This is a genomic window from Nonomuraea sp. NPDC051941, from assembly GCF_044593615.1.
The window spans coordinates 89,236-107,449 of the sequence record NZ_JBIUCF010000035.1 but is presented as its reverse complement, the minus strand read 5'-3'; the positions used below and the strand labels follow the sequence as shown (position 1 = coordinate 107,449).

At 69.2% G+C, this 18,214-nt stretch carries 19 protein-coding genes and 1 riboswitch; of the genes, 5 read left to right on the top strand and 14 right to left on the bottom strand.

All coding sequences use genetic code 11. The annotated features are described in order from the left end of the window. Positions 1–98 precede the first annotated feature (98 nt). Entirely contained in the window at positions 99–1,061 is a 963-nt protein-coding gene (locus ACIHFD_RS44005) for an SAM-dependent methyltransferase (RefSeq protein ID WP_397371981.1), read from the top strand. Here ACIHFD_RS44005 and ACIHFD_RS44000 read toward each other — a convergent pair. Both ACIHFD_RS44000 and ACIHFD_RS43995 read right to left on the bottom strand, forming a co-directional pair. Further along, positions 1,045–2,238, bottom strand: a complete 1,194-nt coding sequence (locus ACIHFD_RS44000; protein WP_350723759.1) for a cytochrome P450 — start codon at positions 2,236–2,238, stop codon at positions 1,045–1,047. The two genes, ACIHFD_RS44005 and ACIHFD_RS44000, sit on opposite strands and share 17 nt — an antisense overlap. A gap of 9 nt (positions 2,239–2,247) precedes the next feature. Beyond that, positions 2,248–2,985 (bottom strand): TerC family protein, encoded by a 738-nt coding sequence (locus ACIHFD_RS43995; RefSeq protein ID WP_397371980.1) that lies wholly within the window; start codon positions 2,983–2,985, stop codon positions 2,248–2,250. Between the two features lie 112 nt (positions 2,986–3,097). Further along, positions 3,098–3,213: riboswitch (SAM riboswitch) on the top strand. A gap of 45 nt (positions 3,214–3,258) precedes the next feature. Here ACIHFD_RS43995 and ACIHFD_RS43990 point away from each other — a divergent pair. Further along, complete coding sequence (locus tag ACIHFD_RS43990) at positions 3,259–4,551, top strand: aminotransferase class V-fold PLP-dependent enzyme (protein WP_397371979.1); 1,293 nt, start codon at positions 3,259–3,261, stop codon at positions 4,549–4,551. Between the two features lie 43 nt (positions 4,552–4,594). On the opposite strand, the gene ACIHFD_RS43985 is transcribed toward ACIHFD_RS43990, so the two are convergent. Next, a complete protein-coding gene (locus tag ACIHFD_RS43985) occupies positions 4,595–5,245 on the bottom strand; it encodes a DoxX family protein (RefSeq protein ID WP_397371978.1) in 651 nt (216 codons plus the stop codon). 123 nt (positions 5,246–5,368) lie between these two features. Between ACIHFD_RS43985 and ACIHFD_RS43980 the strand changes: the two genes are divergently transcribed. Continuing rightward, positions 5,369–6,514, top strand: coding sequence for an NADH-quinone oxidoreductase subunit D (locus tag ACIHFD_RS43980; protein WP_397371977.1), 1,146 nt, complete (start codon positions 5,369–5,371; stop codon positions 6,512–6,514). Then, entirely contained in the window at positions 6,511–7,578 is a 1,068-nt protein-coding gene (locus ACIHFD_RS43975) for an acyltransferase (protein WP_397371976.1), read from the top strand. The genes ACIHFD_RS43980 and ACIHFD_RS43975 overlap by 4 nt, the downstream gene beginning before the upstream one ends. On the opposite strand, the gene ACIHFD_RS43970 is transcribed toward ACIHFD_RS43975, so the two are convergent. From ACIHFD_RS43970 to dacB, 11 genes are all read right to left on the bottom strand, one after another. After that, positions 7,575–8,030, bottom strand: coding sequence for a DUF3180 domain-containing protein (locus ACIHFD_RS43970; RefSeq protein ID WP_350723765.1), 456 nt, complete (start codon positions 8,028–8,030; stop codon positions 7,575–7,577). The genes ACIHFD_RS43975 and ACIHFD_RS43970 overlap by 4 nt on opposite strands. After that, entirely contained in the window at positions 8,027–8,530 is a 504-nt protein-coding gene (folK, locus tag ACIHFD_RS43965; RefSeq protein WP_350723766.1) for a 2-amino-4-hydroxy-6-hydroxymethyldihydropteridine diphosphokinase, read from the bottom strand. Before folK ends, ACIHFD_RS43970 begins: the two co-directional genes overlap by 4 nt. Continuing rightward, on the bottom strand, positions 8,527–8,919 hold the full coding sequence (gene folB, locus ACIHFD_RS43960) for a dihydroneopterin aldolase (RefSeq protein WP_350723768.1): 393 nt from the start codon (positions 8,917–8,919) through the stop codon (positions 8,527–8,529). The genes folK and folB overlap by 4 nt, the downstream gene beginning before the upstream one ends. After that, positions 8,882–9,328: a nuclear transport factor 2 family protein gene (locus tag ACIHFD_RS43955; RefSeq protein WP_364245492.1), complete on the bottom strand. Its 447-nt coding sequence runs from the start codon at positions 9,326–9,328 to the stop codon at positions 8,882–8,884. Before ACIHFD_RS43955 ends, folB begins: the two co-directional genes overlap by 38 nt. Further along, the gene (folP, locus tag ACIHFD_RS43950; RefSeq protein ID WP_397372035.1) at positions 9,325–10,131 is read right to left on the bottom strand and encodes a dihydropteroate synthase; all 807 of its coding nucleotides are present in this window, start codon (positions 10,129–10,131) and stop codon (positions 9,325–9,327) included. The genes ACIHFD_RS43955 and folP overlap by 4 nt, the downstream gene beginning before the upstream one ends. 108 nt (positions 10,132–10,239) lie before the next feature. Continuing rightward, positions 10,240–10,818: a GTP cyclohydrolase I FolE gene (gene folE, locus ACIHFD_RS43945; protein ID WP_192788835.1), complete on the bottom strand. Its 579-nt coding sequence runs from the start codon at positions 10,816–10,818 to the stop codon at positions 10,240–10,242. Further along, positions 10,815–12,809: an ATP-dependent zinc metalloprotease FtsH gene (gene ftsH, locus ACIHFD_RS43940; RefSeq protein WP_397371975.1), complete on the bottom strand. Its 1,995-nt coding sequence runs from the start codon at positions 12,807–12,809 to the stop codon at positions 10,815–10,817. The genes folE and ftsH overlap by 4 nt, the downstream gene beginning before the upstream one ends. A 238-nt stretch (positions 12,810–13,047) precedes the next feature. Further along, on the bottom strand, positions 13,048–13,599 hold the full coding sequence (hpt, locus tag ACIHFD_RS43935) for a hypoxanthine phosphoribosyltransferase (RefSeq protein ID WP_350723776.1): 552 nt from the start codon (positions 13,597–13,599) through the stop codon (positions 13,048–13,050). Between the two features lie 10 nt (positions 13,600–13,609). Then, positions 13,610–14,614, bottom strand: coding sequence for a tRNA lysidine(34) synthetase TilS (gene tilS, locus ACIHFD_RS43930; protein WP_355193543.1), 1,005 nt, complete (start codon positions 14,612–14,614; stop codon positions 13,610–13,612). 291 nt (positions 14,615–14,905) lie between these two features. Continuing rightward, complete coding sequence (locus ACIHFD_RS43925; protein ID WP_364245504.1) at positions 14,906–15,982, bottom strand: zinc-dependent metalloprotease; 1,077 nt, start codon at positions 15,980–15,982, stop codon at positions 14,906–14,908. A 177-nt stretch (positions 15,983–16,159) separates the two neighbouring features. Then, on the bottom strand, positions 16,160–17,581 hold the full coding sequence (gene dacB, locus ACIHFD_RS43920; protein WP_397371974.1) for a D-alanyl-D-alanine carboxypeptidase/D-alanyl-D-alanine-endopeptidase: 1,422 nt from the start codon (positions 17,579–17,581) through the stop codon (positions 16,160–16,162). Positions 17,582–17,718: 137 nt separating this feature from the next. On the opposite strand from dacB, the gene ACIHFD_RS43915 reads away from it, so the two are divergent. Next, the gene (locus ACIHFD_RS43915) at positions 17,719–18,210 is read left to right on the top strand and encodes an inorganic diphosphatase (RefSeq protein ID WP_185069348.1); all 492 of its coding nucleotides are present in this window, start codon (positions 17,719–17,721) and stop codon (positions 18,208–18,210) included. The last annotated feature ends 4 nt before the right edge of the window (positions 18,211–18,214 follow it).

Sequence of the window (18,214 nt, the reverse complement as noted above, 5' to 3'; positions counted from 1 at the left end):
CGCTCGATGACATTAGGTAAACGTACCGCAAGTCCGCGACAATGAGTAGTCAAACGATGACGATGCGTGTCACTCGAAAGTCATGAGATAGTCCTGACATGTGGCTCACCTGGCGCGCCGCAATGGAGCGCGCGCTGTACGGCGAGGAGGGCTTCTACCTTCGCGAACGCCCTTCAGGCCACTTCCGGACCTCGGTCAGCGCCTCCCCGGCGTTCGCCGACGCGGTGCTGGCGCTGCTGTCGGAGGTGGACGCCGAGCTCGGCGGTCCCGACGTGCTCGACCTGGTCGACATCGGCGCGGGCGAGGGCACGCTGGTCGCCCAGGTGCTGGAGGCCGCCGAGCCCGCGCTGCGCGACCGGCTCCGCGTCACCGCCGTCGACCTCTCCCCCAGGCCGGACGGCCTGCCCGAGCGGATCGCCTGGCGCCGGAGCGTGCCCACCGGCCTCACGGGCCTGGCCATCGCCAACGAGTGGCTCGACAACGTGCCGCTCGACGTGGTGGAGCAGACCTCCGCCGGGCCACGCCTCATCATGGTGAACGTCCGCACCGGCGAGGAGCGCCTCGGCGGGCCGCCGCGACCGGACGACTGCGTCTGGCTCGACCGGTGGTGGCCGCTGACCCGGGTGGGCTCGCGCGCGGAGATCGGCCGCCCCCGCGACGAGGCGTGGGCCTCCGTCCTGGGACGTCTCACAAGGGGCCGAGCGATTGCCGTGGATTATGCACACCCTGTGGATAACCGGCCGCTCTGTGGCACGTTGACCGGTTACCGCGACGGCGCGGTCGTTGCCCCGATCCCCGATGGGACCTGCGATATCACGGCTCATGTCGCGCTTGACGCGTGCGCCGAGGCCGGGCGCCAGGCCGGCGCGATATCCACAGCCTTGTCCACACAGCGCGACGCGCTGAGGGCTTTGGGGATCACCGGCACCCGGCCCCCGATCGACCTGGCCCGCACCGAGCCGCGCACCTACATCCGGGCGCTGGCCAGGGCGTCGGAGGAGGGCGAGCTGATCGACCCGGCGGGGCTCGGCGGGTTCGGCTGGCTCAGCCAGCGGCGGTGACCTCCAGCGACCGCAGCCCCCTGATGATGTAGCCGGGCTTCCAGCTCGGCTCCTCCCGCAGTTCGAGCTTGGCCGCCCGGTCCAGGAGCGCGCCGTACGACTCGATGAGCTCGATGCGGGCCAGCGGCGCGCCCAGGCAGAAGTGGATCCCGGCCCCGAACGAGATGTGCGGATTGTCGGCCCGCCCCACGTCGAGCCGGTCCGGGTCCTCGAAGACCGCCGGGTCGCGGTTGGCGGAGCCGAACAGCAGCGCCACCTCCGACCCGCGCGGGATCTCCACCCCGTGCACCTCGATGTCCTCCAGCACCCAGCGTTCGAACATCTGCAGCGGCGTGTCCCAGCGCATCACCTCCTCGACGGCCGTGGGCAGCAGCGAGCGGTCCTCGCGCAGCCGGGCCAGTTCGGAGGGATTGCGGAACAGGGACCACCAGCCGTTGCCCGTCACGTTCACGGTGGCCTCGTGACCGGCGTTGAGCAGCAGCACGCACGTGCCGACCAGCTCGTCCTCGGTCAGCTCGTCGATCTGCGCCAGTGCGCTGATCAGGTCGTCGCCGGGAGCCCGGCGGCGCTCCGCGGCCAGGGTCTTGAGGTAGTCGGCGAACTCCGACGCCGCCCGTACCGCCGTGTGCTGGGCCTCGAGGCTCGGGTTGAGCTCGTACATGCCGCAGATCTCCGCCGACCAGGGGCGCAGGAGGTGGCGGTCGGCGTGGGGGATGCCGAGCATCTCCGCGATCACCGTCACCGGGAGCGGCTCGGCTACCTCGGCGAGCAGGTCGCCGCCGCCCTTCTCGACGAACGCGTCCACCAGGCCCGCGGCGATGGCGCGCACCCGGGGACGCAGCGACTCGACCATGCGCGGCGTGAACGCCTTGGAGACCAGCCGGCGCAGCCTGGTGTGCACCGGCGGCTCCACGTCGAGCATGCCCGCCCTGATCACCCGCCAGAACGGCTCCTGGAACTCCGGCTCCGCCGGCCTCCCGAACTCCTCGTTGGTGGCCACGTGGAGGTGGGACCGCCCCAGGCGGCGGTCCCTGAGCAGGGCGTTCACGTCGGCATGACGTGAGATCAGCCACTGGTTCGTCGGCTCGAAGTAGCTGACCGGCGCCTCGCGCCTCAGCTCGTCGTACACCCGGTACGGGTGCGCCACGAAATCCGGATCCCAAGGGTCAAATCGCACTATTTCATCTTAAGGAGTGGGGTCCTCCTGTTGCGCCGTCCGCTTGCTCCGCATGCGGATGTTCAGCAGCTCGACGACGAGCGAGAACGCCATCGCGAAGTAGATGTAGCCCTTGGGGATGTGCTGGCCGAAGCCCTCGGCGATGAGCACCACGCCGATCAGCACGAGGAACGACAGCGCCAGCATCTTGATGCTCGGGTGCCGGTCCACGAACCTGCTGATCGGCCCCGACGCGAACAGCATCACCAGCACCGCCACCACGACCGCCGCGATCATCACGCCGAGCGTGTCGACCATGCCGACGGCGGTGATGACGGAGTCGAGCGAGAACACGATGTCCAGCACCATGATCTGGATGATCACCGAGGCGAAGGAGGCGGCCGCGGCCTTCTTGCCGTCCTTGCCCACGGGGCCGTCCATGCTGTGGCCGATCTCGGTGACGCTCTTGCCCAGCAGGAACAGGCCGCCGAGCAGCAGGATCAGGTCGCGTCCCGATATTTCGTGACCGAAGACGGCGAACAGCGGCTCGGTGAGCTGCACCACCCACGACAGGGCGAGCAGCAGGAGCAGCCGGGTGATCAGGGCCGCGCCCAGACCCAGCACCCGGGCTCTGTCCCGTTGTTCGGGAGGTAGTTTCCCGGCCAGGATGGAGATGAAGATGATGTTGTCGATCCCCAGCACGATCTCCAGGGCGACCAGGGTGAAGAAGCCGATCCAGATCTGCGGGTCGGTCACCCAGTCCAACATTTACGCACCTCCATGACACATGAGCGGGATTTCCGGTAGCAACGAGTCAGCCGCCGAATAAGTTCACGGAGTTGCGATCGATGGAGGGGATTGGGTTATAGTCTCCGCCGTAGGTCATGAGTGCCAGCGACAAGCCCCGGCTAGCTGGCCGGCAACCCTCGCGTCCGCGGCGGGGTGCCCCGGGTGAAGACCTGGTCCGTCATGAAGTGTGGCGGGCAAGCGCGGGCTCCGTGGCTGCTTCCAGGGGTCCGATGACCCTGAGGGAGATGTGCCGTGTCCACGTTGACGATCTTCAGCTCCGTCCCCGCTCGCGCCGCCGAGGCCGAGGCCGTTCCGGTCGCCACGAGCAGGCCGATCCCCGCCGTGCTCGGGGCCGATCTCGAGGTGCCGGTCAAGGGCGGCCGGCTCGTCGGCTACGCCAACCTCGACTACGCCGCCAGCGCCCCCTGTCTCGAGCCGGTCAGCGCCGCCGTCACCGCCGCGCTCCCGGCCTACTCCAGCGTCCACCGGGGCGCGGGCTACGCCTCGCAGCTCACCACCGCCCGCTACGAGCAGGCCCGCCACACGGTGCGGGCGTTCGTCGGGGCCCGCCCGGACGACGCGGTGATCTTCACCCGCAACACCACCGACGCCACGAACCTCCTGGCCCGCTGCCTGCCCGCCGGCACCACCACCGTGGTCTTCGACACCGAGCACCACGCCTCTCTCCTCCCCTGGGAGAAGTCCGTACGGCTGGCGCCGCCCGCCTTCCCCGGCGAGGCGGTCCGCGCCGCCGACGCGGCCCTGGCCGGCATCGACGGCCCCAAGCTGCTCGTGGTCACCGCCGCCTCCAACGTCACCGGCGAGCTCTGGCCCATCGCCGCTTTGGCCCACGTCGCGCACCGGCACGGCGCCCGCATCCTGGTGGACGCCGCCCAGCTCGTACCGCACCGGCGGCTCAACCTGACCGCGCTCGACCTGGACTACGTGGCCTTCTCCGGGCACAAGCTGTACGCGCCGTTCGGCGCCGGGGTGCTGGTCGGGCGGCGCGACTGGCTCGCGGACGGCGAGCCGTACCTCAAGGGCGGCGGCGCGGTGCGCTCCGTGGGCGACGACACCGAGTGGCACGACGACCCTGAGCCGCGCCACGAGGCGGGCACCCCGAACGTGCTGGGCGCCATCGCCCTGGCCGCCGCCTGTGACGCGCTCACGGCCACCGGCTGGACCGCGCTGGTGCGGGAGGAGGAGCGGCTGATCGCGCGCCTGCGGTCCGGGCTGGCCTCCATCGAGGGCGTACGGGAGCTGTCGCTGTGGGGGGACGACCACCCGCGCGTCGGCATCGTGTCGTTCACCGTGGCCGGCTACTCGGCCCGCGAGGTGGCCGAGGTGCTGTCCGGCGAGTACGGCATCGGGGTGCGCGACGGCAAGTTCTGCGCGCACCCGTTCGTCCGGCACCTGTTGGGTGAGGCCGACGGCGGATGTGAGGACGGCACCGCCTCCGCGGTGCGGGCCTCCATCGGCATCGGCTCCACGCAGGAGCACGTGGACCGGCTGGTCGAGGCCGTGCGGGACCTCGTGAATCGCTGAGTCGGCCGTCGAGTCGGCGCTGAGTCGACTGCTGAGTCGGCCGCTAGACGGCGTCGGAGCGGTTCGGCGGCTTGCGGTGCGGCGGCGGCTCGTCGGAGACCAGGGCGTCGATGTCCCTCATGTCGTCGTCGTTGACCCCGCCGGCCCGGTGCTCGGTCGGCTGCCTGGGCACCCGAGGCGCCTCGGCGGGCGTCGTGAGGCCGCCGGGCCTGGTCGTGACGTTCGACGGCTCCGAACGCTGTGGCCGCGCGGCGCTTTCCTCCTCGGCGGCCCGGCGTTCCGAGCGCCGGCGGAACATCGCGGCGAAGATCCCGTCGATCCCGATCCGGCCGCCTCCCAGCGCCAGGAACAACAGGGCCAGTGCCCCGAGCGCGCCGGGCAGCTCCCAGCCGCCGGCGCTGGACAGTACCCCGTGCCCCGCGTGCACGTACGTGATGGCGCCCAGCATGTTGACCAGCAACAGCAGCCCCACCAGGCGCACCAGCAGGCCCAGGATCAGGAAAATGCCGCCCGCCATCTCGACGAGGGTCGCGAACATGGCGGCGAGCTCCGGCATCGGGATCCCCATCCCCTTGAACGCCTGCCCCGTGGCCGCAAGACCGCCTTCCCACTTCTGCGCGCCGTGGACCAAGAAGATCACGCCGGTCACCACCCGTGCGATCAACGCCGCGACATCAAACACAACTCTCTTCATGGTGTTATCTCCCCCCGGTTCCTTGTATTCCTCCCCGTGTCCGAGTTAGGGATGCGTTTCCGTACCATTCCTTGACCCGGCCCCGCCCTGGCCCAGCAACCGGCGCGGTGGCAGCATTGCCATATGACGGAACGTGTGGTCGGGATCGGCGCGGGTGCAAAAGAGCTGGCCACCGAGGACATGATCCTCAACATCGGCCCGCAGCACCCGTCGACCCACGGGGTGCTCCGGCTCAGGCTGACGCTCGACGGCGAACGCATCACCGCCGCCGAGCCGATCATCGGCTACATGCACCGGGGCGCGGAGAAGCTGTTCGAGGTCCGCGACTACCGTCAGATCATCATGCTGGCCAACAGGCACGACTGGCTGTCGGGGTTCGCGAACGAGCTGGGTGTGGTGCTGGCCGCCGAACGCCTGCTCGGCATGGAGCCCCCGGTCCGGGCCGTGTGGGCGCGCACGCTGCTGGCCGAGCTCAACCGGATGCTCAACCACCTGATGTTCCTCGGCTCCTATCCGCTGGAGCTCGGCGCGATCACGCCGCTGTTCTACTCGTTCAACGAGCGCGAGCGCATCCAGGCGGTCATGGAGGAGATCTCCGGCGGCCGCATGCACTACATGTTCAACCGGGTCGGGGGCCTCAAGGAGGACCTGCCGCTCGGCTGGCTCGACCGGGTGTCGGAGGCCGTCGCGGAGACCCGCCGCCGCGTGCCCGACATCGAGAACCTCATCCTGCACAACGAGATCTTCATCGCCCGCACCAGGGGCGTCGGCGTGCTCTCCCGCGAGCAGATCACGCAGTACGGCGTCAGCGGCCCCATCGCCAGAGCCTCCGGCGTGGACTTCGACCTGCGCCGCGACGACCCGTACCTCGCCTACCCCGAGTTGCCCGTGAAGGTCGTCACGCGGCAGGCCGGCGACTGCCACTCCCGGTTCGAGGTGCTGTTCGACCAGCTCAAGGTCTCGCTCGACCTGGCCGACGCCTGCGTCTCGCGGCTACGCTCGCTGCCTCCCGGGCCGATCAACCAGCGCCTGCCGAAGGTGCTCAAGGTGCCGGAGGGCCACACCTATGCGTGGACCGAGAACCCCCTCGGCATCAACGGCTACTACCTGGTCTCCAAGGGAGACAAGACCCCGTGGCGGCTCAAGCTGCGCTCGGCCTCGTACAGCAACGTCCAGGTGCTGCGGGAGATGCTGCCCGGCCACCTGGTCGCCGACATGGTGGCCATCCTCGGCTCGATGTTCTTCGTCGTGGGTGACATCGACAAGTGAAAGTCGAGCGCGACAAGTACGTCGACTGGCTCCGCGCCCTGAGCCTCTGCGTCGTGGTGGTCTGGCACTGGGCGTTCACCATCCTGGAGTGGAAGCCGAGCGGCCCCGAGCCCACCAGCCCCCTGGGCTTCACCTCGGGGCTGTGGATCCTGACCTGGCTGCTGCAGGTGCTGCCGCTGTTCTTCTACGTCGGCGGCCACGTGCACCTGCTGTCCTGGGAGCGGGCCAAGGAACGCGGCGTCGGCATCGGCTCGTTCGTCTGGCGGCGCATCCGCGCGCTGGCCTTACCCGCCCTGTTCCTGTCCGGGGTGTGGATCGCCATCGGGGCGGTCGTGACGTACACGTTCCAGGTCGACTGGATGTGGCGGGTGGTGCTGCTGGTGCTCAGCCCGCTGTGGTTCCTGGGCGTCTACCTCGTCCTGATCGCGCTGCTGCCCGTGGCGCTCTGGCTGCACCGCCGCTACGACGTGCTGGCGCTGATCTGGCTCGGCGGCGCGTCACTGGTGGTGGACGTCGTGCGCTTCCGGTACGGGGTCGACTGGGTCGGCTGGCTCAACATGATCATCGTCTGGGGGCTGGCCCACCAGGCCGGGTTCTTCTACGACCGGATCGTCATCCTGCCCAGGCGCTATGACATCGCGGTGCTCTGGACAGGGCTGTTCGCCCTGTTCGGCCTGGTCTACTCGGGCATCTACCCGGGCTCGATGGTGGGCGTGCCGGGCGACAAATGGTCGAACATGGCGCCGCCCACGTTCGTGATCGTCGCCCTGCTGCTGTTCCAGGTCGGGCTGGTGGAGGTGCTGCGGCCGTCGATGGAGCGGGTGCTGGAACGTCCGGGCTGGCGCCGGGTGAACGAGTTCATCAACCGCTACTCGCTGCCGCTCTTCCTCTTCCACACGACCGGGATGGCCATCGCGCTGGGCCTGTCGTGGTGGCTCTTCGGCAGCCTGGGCACCGAGATCCCGCCGGACCTGAAATGGTGGCTGGAGCGCCCGATCGCCATCCTCGGCCCGCTGATCTGCACCGCCCCGGTCATCTACCTCTTCGGCAGGCGCTCGTCTTAGTCCGGTTTGTGCTCGTCCTGGTCCTTGGGGATCCGGCAGGCGTGCTCCAGGTAGAGGGCGGCGCAGATCAGCGCCACGCAGGCCACGAACGACCCCGCCGCGACAAAGAACTCCGCCCGCGGCGTCTCCCGGTCCAGGATCTGCACCGTGTAGAGCCCGAACCCGGCGAACAACCCGCCGAACACCGCCCCTGCGTACGCCGACGCCTTGGCCAGCGCCGCCAGCCGGGCCACCGACAGCGGCTCCACCGGCTTGGTGCCCGGCTTCCTGGCGATCCTGGCCTTGGTCACCCAGGCGCTGTAACCCTCGCCGATGGCCAGCAGCAGCACGGTCGGGATCGCCGTCCACGGCATCAGGGGCAGGTCTGAATAGAAGGGCCTGACCGCCGCCCACGCGATCAGCGCGACAACAGCGATGATGCCGACTAGGCGGCCCGGATGGGTGGGCTTCAATCGGGCCTCTGCAGTTTCAGGTCGTCGCGCAGGCGTACCCCCTGCTGGTCGATGCCCGCCAGCAGCTCCGCCACCCGGCCGCGCCCGGGCACCACCGCGTCGGGGTCGGCCTTCGCCCACGGCACGAGCACGAACGCGCGCTCGTGAGCGAGCGGATGCGGCAGCGTCAGCTCCGGCTCGTCGCAGATCGTGTCGCCCACCACGATCAGGTCGACGTCGAGCGTCCGCGGACCCCAGCGCTCGGCGCGCACCCGCCCGAAGGCGTTCTCCACGCTCTGTGCCCGCTCCAGGAGCGTGCGCGGCTGCAGGGTGGTCTCCGCGATCACGATCGCGTTGAGATACGGCTTCTGTCCCGGCGGACCGCCCACAGGGTCGGTCTCGTAGACCGGCGACGCCTGGACGAACTCCAGCCCCGGGGCGTCGAACAGGGTGTCCACGGCGCCTTGCAACGTCTGGAACCGGGGCCCCAGATTGCTGCCGAGAGCGAGGACGACTTTCATACGCGGCTCCGCTCAATGGTCACGACCACGTCGTCGAACGGCAGCGGGATGGGCGCCGCCGGTTTGTGCACGCTCACCTCGACCCTACGCACCAGCTCACTGGCCAGGCACACGTCGGCCAGCCGCTGCGCGAGCGTCTCTATCAACGCGACCGGCTCGCCCTCCACGACCTTGACCAGCGCCTCGGCCAGCTCTCCGTAGTGGACGGTCTTGGTGAGGTCGTCGCCGGCCGCGGCCGGCGCGGTGTCGAGGAACAACGTCGCGTCCACGACGAACTCCTGCCCGAGCTCCCGCTCGGCAGGGAGCACGCCGTGCCTCCCCCTGGCCCGCAGGCCCTTGAGAGCGATGCGATCAGGGCTCAAGCTCGCCTTCCTCCTCCTCGTCGTCATCTCCCTGGAGCACCGGCGAACCGTGGTGCATCCACAGCCGCCAGCCCTGCGAGGTGCGGATGTAGACGTTGCTGGCCACCACCTTGCCCGCGGCGAAGCTGGACTCACCCTCCTCGCCGGCGGTGAGGATGTTCTCGACGCAGGTGAGCACGGCCACATCGCCCAGCACGGTCGTGTCGACGTCGGTCAGCACGAACTGGATGTAGGTGGTGTTGGCCATGATCAGGGCCCACGACCGCAGCACCTCGGACCGGCCGCTGAGCAGGGTCCAGCCCGGGTGCACGCAGCTCACCTGGTCGTCGGCGGTGTCCTCGGCCCAGATCTCGGTCATCTTGTCGAGATCCGCGTTCTCGATCGCGGCGTAGAACTCCTGGTTGATCGTCTCGATCGCGACGGTGTCGACGCTCATGTGTTGGCTCCGGCTCTCTTCCATGCGGCTGCCACGCGTACGGCATCGGCGTTGGGACCCACCTCGTGGACGCGTACGCACCAGGCGCCCGCCTGGGCGGCCAGTGCGGTCACGGCCAGCGTCGCGGCGTCGCTGCGGCTGAACGGCCGGGGTGTGCCGTCAGGACCCGCCAGCAGGCGCCCGAGGAAGCGCTTGCGCGACGCTCCGATGAGCAATGGGTAGCCGAGCTCGGCCAGCTGGGGGATCCCGGCCAGCAGTGCCCAGTTGTGCTCGGCGTTCTTGGCGAAGCCCAGGCCGGGGTCGAGCACGATCTGCTGCTCCGCGACGCCTTCGGCCAGGACCAGATCGACCCGCTTGCCGAGCTCCTCGCGGACCTCGGTGACCACGTCGGCGTAGACCGCGCGGTTGTCCATGTCATGACTGTGGCCGCGCCAGTGCATCACGACGTACGGGACGCCGGTCGCGGCCACCACGCGCGGCATCTCCGGGTCGGCGAGACCACCGCTCACGTCGTTGACCAGCCGCGCCCCCGCCTCGACCGCGGCCTTGGCCACCTCGGCCCGCATCGTGTCGACGCTGACCGCCACTCCCTCGGCGTGGAGTGCCCTGATCACGGGGACGACCCTGGCCAGCTCCTCCTCCAGGGACACCCTGGCCGCGCCCGGACGGGTGGACTCGCCGCCCACGTCGACCAGGTCGGCCCCCTCCTGAACCAGCTCAAGGCCATGCTGGATGGCGGCCGCCTCGTCGAACCACAGGCCGCCGTCGGAGAACGAATCGGGGGTCACATTGACCACACCCATGACGAGGCACCGATCCGCACCTCCCGGCACGCTGATGGGCACGCTAGTCATGGGCCAAGCCTAGGCGCTCCCCCACACATGTTGACATCGTGGGTCCCCGTTCGGTCATCAACGACCCAGGATCAGCGCCATCGCCTCAGATCGGGTCTTGTCGCTCGTGCGGAAATCGCCGCGAACCGCCGAGGTGACGGTCTTGGCGCCCGGTTTGCGTACGCCGCGCATCGTCATGCACAGATGCTCGGCCTCGACCACCACGATGACTCCGCGCGGCTCCAGAACCCGCATGAGAGCGTCGGCGATCTGGGACGTCATGCGCTCCTGGACCTGGGGGCGGCGGGCGAACACGTCGACCAGCCGGGCCAGCTTCGACAGGCCCGTCACCTGGCCGCGGTCATTGGGGATGTAGCCCACGTGGGCCACACCGTGGAACGGGACCAGGTGGTGCTCGCAGGTCGAGTAGACCTCGATGTCCCGGACGAGCACCATCTCGTCGTGATCGACGTCGAAGACCTTGGTCAGGACGTCTTCGGGCTTCTGGCCGAGCCCCGAATACTGCTCGGCCATGGCGCGGGCGACCCGGGCCGGCGTGTCGAGGAGGCCGTCGCGGTCGGGATCCTCGCCGATGGCGTAGAGGATCTCGCGTACGGCCTTCTCGATCCGGCCCAGGTCGACGTCGTACTGAGTCACACACTGTCCCCGGACGGGAGGGCGTCCTGGTGGCCCGCGGTGAGCGAGCCGTTGGCCGACTGCTCCTTGGGGGTCAGGATCGGCGGACGGTCGGAGGGGAGCCGCTTGCCGTAGCCCGCGTAGGACGGGCGGTGCGCCCTGACCACGACCGAGGCGAAGATCTCCAGCACCTGCTCGCGGGAGAGCGTCTCCTTCTCCATGAGCTCGAGCACCAGATTGTCGAGCACGTCGCGGTATTCGACCAGGATGTCCCACGCCTGGTCGTGCGCCGTCTCGATCATCCGGCGGACCTCCTCGTCGATCGTGGAGGCGATCTTCTCGGAGTAGTCGCGCTCGTGGCCCATCTCGCGGCCCAGGAACACCTCGGCCTGGCCGGTGCCGAACTTACGGGCGCCGAGCTGCTCGCTCATGCCGTACTCGGTCACCATGCGGCGGGCGACCGCCGTGGCCTTCTCGATGTCGTTGGAGGCGCCGGTGGTGGGCTCGTGGAAGACGAGCTCCTCCGCCGCGCGGCCGCCGAGCAGCATCGCGAGCTGGTCCATCATCTCCGACCTGGTGGCCAGGAACTTGTCCTCCATCGGCAGCGTCATCGTGTAACCGAGGGCGCGGCCGCGGGACAGGATCGTGATCTTGTGGACCGGGTCGGAGTTGGGCAGCGCGTGCGCCACCAGCGCGTGACCGCCCTCGTGGTAGGCGATCATCTTCTTTTCCTTGTCGGACATAACCCGCGACTTGCGCTCGGGCCCTGCCATGACGCGGTCGATCGACTCCTCGAGGACGTCCATCGTGATCAGCTTCTGGTCGGCCCGCGCGGTGAGCAGGGCGGCCTCGTTGATCACGTTGGCCAGGTCGGCGCCGGTGAACCCGGGAGTGCGGCGCGCGATGACGTCGAGGTCGACGTTGGGGGCGAACGGCTTGCCGCGGCCGTGGACCTTGAGGATGCCCTTGCGGCCCTCGAGGTCGGGGCGGTCGACGGTGACCTGCCGGTCGAAACGGCCCGGGCGCAGCAGCGCCGGGTCGAGGATGTCGGGCCGGTTGGTCGCGGCGATGAGGATCACGCCGCCCTTGACGTCGAAGCCGTCCATCTCGACGAGCAGCTGGTTGAGCGTCTGCTCGCGCTCGTCGTGACCGCCGCCCAGGCCGGCGCCGCGGTGGCGGCCGACGGCGTCGATCTCGTCGATGAAGATGATCGCCGGGGCGTTGGCCTTCGCCTGCTCGAACAGGTCGCGCACACGCGAGGCGCCGACACCGACGAACATCTCGACGAAGTCGGAACCGGAGATCGAATAGAACGGCACGCCCGCCTCGCCGGCCACGGCACGGGCCAGCAGGGTCTTACCGGTGCCGGGCGGGCCGTACAGCAGCACGCCCTTGGGGATCTTGGCGCCGATCGCCTGGAACTTGGCCGGGGCCTGCAGGAACTCCTTGATCTCCTGGAGCTCCTCGATGGCCTCGTCGGCGCCTGCGACGTCGGCGAAAGTCGTCTTGGGGGTGTCTTTGGTGATGAGCTTGGCCTTGGACTTGCCGAAGTTCATCACTCGCGAGCCGCCACCCTGCATCTGGTTCATGATGAACAGGAAGATCAGCACGATGAAGACGATCGGCAGGAAGCTCACCAGGATGCTGACCAGGAAGTTTTCCTGGGGCACCTCGGTGTTGAAGCTCTTGGTCTTGCCGGCGTCGACCTGAGCCTGGAGCTCGTCGGTCAGTTTGCTGCCGTAGCCCGTGACCCAGTCGGACTGGATCAGCCTCGTCGGGGAGTCGCCGGCCTTGACCGTGATCGGGTTGGTCAGCGTCACCTCGATCCGGTTGTCCTTGTCGACAATCTTGGCGTTGTTGACGTTTCCGGCGCGAATCTGCTGGAGAACCAGTGACGTGTCGGCCTGCTTGTAATTACCGCCGCCACTCCAAAGCTGAGTGACGAGTAGGAGCAGCACGACGATGCCCAGGATCCACAGCAGTGGCCCACGTGTAAATCGCTTGAGATCCATCCGATGCGGAACCCCTTGCGGGCCCGTCCCTTCCTGACCATGGCCTGGAACCCCGGGCTGGCCCGGGGCCGCGGCATCCGGCACCGCGACTTCTGACTACCCGAGGGGGACACGCGGTCACCCTCCAGGAGTCTGAAGGTACACCGGCAGAGCGCACGGGGGGACCCGCCCGCTGCACCGGCCTTGCCCTATCAACGTACGTCACGGTGCGCGGTGTTCCCGGCCGAGGTCCAGATTGCTACTTGTAAACGTGTGGGGCGAGTGTGCCGATGAACGGCAGATTCCGGTATCGCTCGGCGTAGTCGAGGCCGTAACCGATGACGAACTCGTTGGGAATGTCGAACCCCACGTATTTCACATCGATCGGCACCTTCACCGCGTCGGGTTTCCGCAGCGCGGTGCAGATCTCAAGTGAGGCGGGATTACGCGACTTCAGGTTTTCCAACAGCCAGTGCAGGGTCAGGCCGGAGTCGATGATGTCCTCGACTATCAGCACGTCGCGGCCCAAGATGTCGGTGTCGAGGTCTTTCAGCACGCGTACGACGCCGGATGACTTCGTGCCCGCGCCGTACGACGACACCGCCATCCAATCCATTTGCACGGGCACGTGCAGGGATCTGGCCAGGTCGGCCATCACCATGACGGCGCCCTTCAGCACGCCCACGAGCAGCAAGTCTTTACCCGCGTAGTCCTCGTCGATCCGCCCGGCAAGCTCTTTGATCTTGGCCTGGAGCTTGTCCTCGGGAATGAGGACATTTTCCAGGTCATGGCCCATGTCGGCAGCGTCCACCTGTGGTTCCTTATGCGATGGGACTGATGGCGAGTATCAGGGTGCCATACCGCCGGACAGCGGACAGACCCCCGGGCAGGTCCACGGCCTTCTGCCCGCGCCAGCTCGTGACCAGCCGGTCCACGGCCAGCACGTGCGTGGCCGAGAGGGCCCCTGACGGGGTTCCCGCCGCGATGGCCGCCCGCCGCAGCACCCGCCGCCTGACGGCGTCGGGGAGCTTCTCCAGCTCTGGCAAGGCCAGTGTCACCGATCCCGGAATATCGCTAAGAGCGCAATTTTGGTACGCCGATTCGGCCCATTGATCGAGGGCGTCGGCGTCCTCCCGCGCCATCCCCGCGGTCCTCGCGAGCGCCTCGGCCACCCCGGGGCCCAATTCCGCCTCGAGGACGGGCAGGACCCTCCTTCGCACGCGGACCCTCGTGTAGCGAGGGTCCTCGTTGTGGGGGTCGTCCCAGGGGTCGAGCCCCATGGCCTCGCAGGCCTTGACGGTGGTGGCCCTGGGGATGTTCAGGAACGGCCTGCGGTAGCGCCCGCTGCGTGCCGCCATCCCGGACAGGGACCTGACGCCGCTCCCCCTGGCCAGGCCCAGGAGCACCGTCTCCGCCTGATCGTCGCGGGTGTGCCCGAGCAGGACCGCCTCCGCCTGGAGCCGGTCCGCCGCCTGGGCCAGCGCGGCGTACCTCGCGTCCCGCGCCGCCGCCTCGGGGCCGCCCTCGGTGCCGACCGTGACGGTGAGCACCTCGGCCGGGCTCAGATCGAGCCGGCGGGCCCCGATGTCCGCGACCGTCCGGGCCCGCTCGGCCGAGCCGGGCTGGAGCTGGTGATCCACGGTGAGCAGCCCTGCCCTGAGGCCCGTCCTGGGCGCCACGAACGCCAGCGCCGCCGCCAGCGCCAGGGAGTCGGCCCCGCCGCTGCAGGCGGCCAGCACGAGCGCGCCTTTCTCGACGTCGGCCAGCGCCTCACGCACTGCCCGGCGCACGTCGGCTACGGCTGGATGTGGACCCACGGGTGCCATTCTCACCCCCCGCCACCCACCCCAACACCACCCGCGCTGCCCGTTGCCTGCGCCACCCGCGCCCGCCGCAAGCGCCGCCCACCAACGCCCGCCACCTGCGCCATGCCGCTCACCGGCGCGGGGCGCCGAACTCCCCCACACCACGCCCTATCGGCGCGGCACCTCAAGGGGACGGAACGTTGGCATCATGCACCTGCATCACGAGGCACTTGCGCCACCCGCCCACCGCCGGCCGCCTTCGCAGCCCGCTGGGCGGTCGCTGGCGTAAGGGGCCGGGGCGGGCCGGGAGGGTTAGGCCGGGAGGGCCGGGGTGCCGATGACGCGGCTGATCCAGGCGTCCGGGTCGGAGATCTCCGACGTCGTCGGAAGCGTCTCGGGAGAGGTCCAGATCTTGTTGAAGCCATCCATCCCCACCCGGTCCACCACCTTCCGCACGAACGCCGACCCCTCCGCGTACTGCTTCATCTTGAGGTCGATGCCCAGCAGCCGCCGCACCGTACGGTCGAGGCGGGAGCCGCCCTCCCGGCGCTGGGCGAACTTGGCGCGGATGTCGCCCACCGAGGGCACCACGGACGGGCCCACCGCGTCCATGACGTAGTCGCCGTGCCCCTCCACCAGGGTCATCACGGCCGTCAGGCGGTCGAGGATCTCCTTCTGCCCCGGCGACTGGATGGCGTCGATGAGGTTGCCCTCCCCGCCGCGCACCACGTCGGCCACCGTGTCGGCGGCGCTGCGGAGGCGTTCGAGCAGCGTGGGCAGGTCGAGGTCGGAGGCGAGCAGGAACTCGGTCATCTGCGACCGGACGTATTCGCGCAGCCACGGCACACCCGTGAACTGCACCCGGTGCGTCTCCTCGTGCAGGCACACCCACAGGCGGAAGTCGTGCGGGTCGACGCCCATCTCGCGCTCGGCGTGGACGATGTTGGGGGCGACGAGCGTCAGCCGGCCCGCGGGCTCCTGGCCCGTGGGGTCGGGCGGGAGGAACAGCTCGTACTGCCCGAGGACCCGCGAGGCGAGGAAGGCCAGGACGGCCCCGACCTCGACGCCCGTGATGCGGGAGCCCACGGCGGTGACGATGGCGGGCGGCTGGTTGTCGCCGCTGCCCATGCGCTCCGTCAACGGCTCGAGCACCACGCGGAAGCCCTCGACGTTCGCCTTGATCCAGCCGGGCCGGTCGACGATGGTCGCGGCCTGCGGCGCGGCCTCCGCGTGGATCTTGGTGAACTCGCGCACGTGGCCCTCGGCCTCACGCGACAGGGTACGGAGCTCGGTGACGGCCTGCCTGGCCTCCTCCCGGCTCACTTGAGGACCGGGGCGCACCAGGCGCGTGCCGGTCGAGACAGCCAGATCCCAGTCGATCACCTGCATACCGTCCACCGTACGTGCTCGATGCCCAACCTGCGAAGGAGCGCCGGTGTCTGGACTGAGGAGGGAGGGAGCGAAGCGACCGAGCGACGAGGGAAGACACCGGCCCCCAGCGACTGAGCCGCGATCCGAAGGATCGCCATGAGCACGCGAAGGAGCGACCATCCCAGGGAGCGCCGATCAGGACCTTGCCACGGTGGCGGCGAGGCGGTCGAGTACGGGTTCGGCCGTGACCGGGACGCGGTCCGCCATGAACGCGAAGGTCACCAGCCGCCCGTCCTTCGTGGTCGCCATGCCCGCCAGCGTGTTGACGTTGTTCAGCGTGCCGGTCTTGGCGCGTACGAGCCCCACCTGCCCCCTGCTGTCGCTGCCCGTGAACCGCCGGCCGTTCCCCAGCGTGCCGGAGAAGCCCGCGATCGGCATGCCGGAGGCGACGGCGTGCAGGTTGGGCTGGCCCGTGGAGCCGGCCATGGCGATCAGCTTGGCCAGGGCGCTGGGGCTGATGCGGTTGCGGGTGGACAGGCCGCTGCCGTCGGAGAGCGAGATCCCCTGCGCGGCCCCAAGCCGCTGGAGCACCGCCACAACCGCCTTGTTGCCCCCTTCGAACGACGCCTCCTGGCCTTCCTTGATGGCCACGTGCCTGGCCAGGGCCTCGGCCATGTCGTTGTCACTTCGGGTGAGCGTGTGCTCGACGAGGGAGTAGATCGGGGCGGAGTCCACCCGGCCCAGCTCGGGGGCGCCCGCCGGGGCCTTGTCGGGCTTCACGGACCTGGAGACCGCGATCCCCTGCTTGGCCAGCAGCTTGGCGAAGGCCGCGGCGGCGTACTGGGGCGGGTTGGAGACCCGGGGCTGATGGAGACGGGGATTCTGGCGGCCTTCGTCGATGGTCAAGGCGTAGACGGGCGCGACCTCGCCGTCCGGGACGTAGTTCGGCTTCCAGCCGGGCGCGATCGGCGAACCGACGAACAACGAGGTGTCGTACGAAAGGGTGATTTTTCGAACGTTTTGCGACTTGAGGGTGGCGGCCGTGCGGGCCGCCAGGGTGGCCAGGCTGGCCTGCTTCGGGTACGTCGGTTTCGCCGACGGGCCGGCCAGCATCGGGTCACCGCCCCCGACCAGGATGGCCGTGCCCGGCTTCGCACCCTGGACGACCCGGGTGGACAGACGCGTGTCCGGGCCGAGGGAGGCGAGGGCCGCGGAACACGTGACGATCTTCGTGGTCGAGGCCGGGACGATGGGGACGTCGGCGTTGGCGGCGAAAATCCGTTCGCCGGTGGCCGCGTCGAGCACCACCGCACCCACATGAGAGCCGAGCGCTTCGTCACCCAGGGCACTGGTGAGCTGGCGCGTCAAAGTACCCTTAGTCGGGAGAGGTCCGCCCCCTGACTTCACCGAAAGCTGGGCCAGCACAGGCCCTGAGGTGACCACGGGGACGGAGGAAGACCCTTCCGGCGGGGACGCCGTCGGCTTGGTCGGTGGAGACTGCCTCGTCAACGCGCCCAGGCTGAAGTCGGTGGTCATCGCGTAAACGCCGATGACGATCGTCAGGGCCTGCAGCACGGCGAGAGTGGTCAACATCACCCACCGGTCGTGCCGCGCCACGTCGTCTGCCTCTCTCCTGTGTTCGCTTACGAGACATTAACGCCCAACCGGGGGTCCCCGGGGGCTTGAGTGCGGGAGACGAAGCCGAACCAGGCACTGCCCGGTGAAGCGGAATCGGCCCATGAGAAAGGACCGCGGTGGAGTTCGACGTCGTCGTTGAGATTCCGAAGGGGAATCGGAACAAGTATGAAGTGGACCACGAGACCGGGAAGATCAGGCTCGACAGGCTCCTGTTCACCTCCACGCAGTACCCCGCCGACTACGGCTTCATCGAGAACACCCTCGGCGAGGACGGCGACCCGCTGGACGCGCTGGTGCTGCTGCAGGAGCCGACCTTCCCCGGGTGCTACATCACCTGCCGGGCGGTCGGCATGTTCAGGATGACGGACGAGAAGGGCGGAGACGACAAGGTTCTCTGCGTCCCCTCGACCGACCCGCGGATGCACCACATCCAGGACATCCATCACGTGTCGGAGTTCGACCGCCTGGAGATCCAGCACTTCTTCGAGGTCTACAAGGACCTGGAGCCGGGCAAGTCCGTCGAGGGCGCCAACTGGGTCGGCCGCATCGAGGCCGAGGCCGAGATCGAGCGTTCCTTCCGCCGGGCCAAGGAGGAGGGTCACCACTGACCCC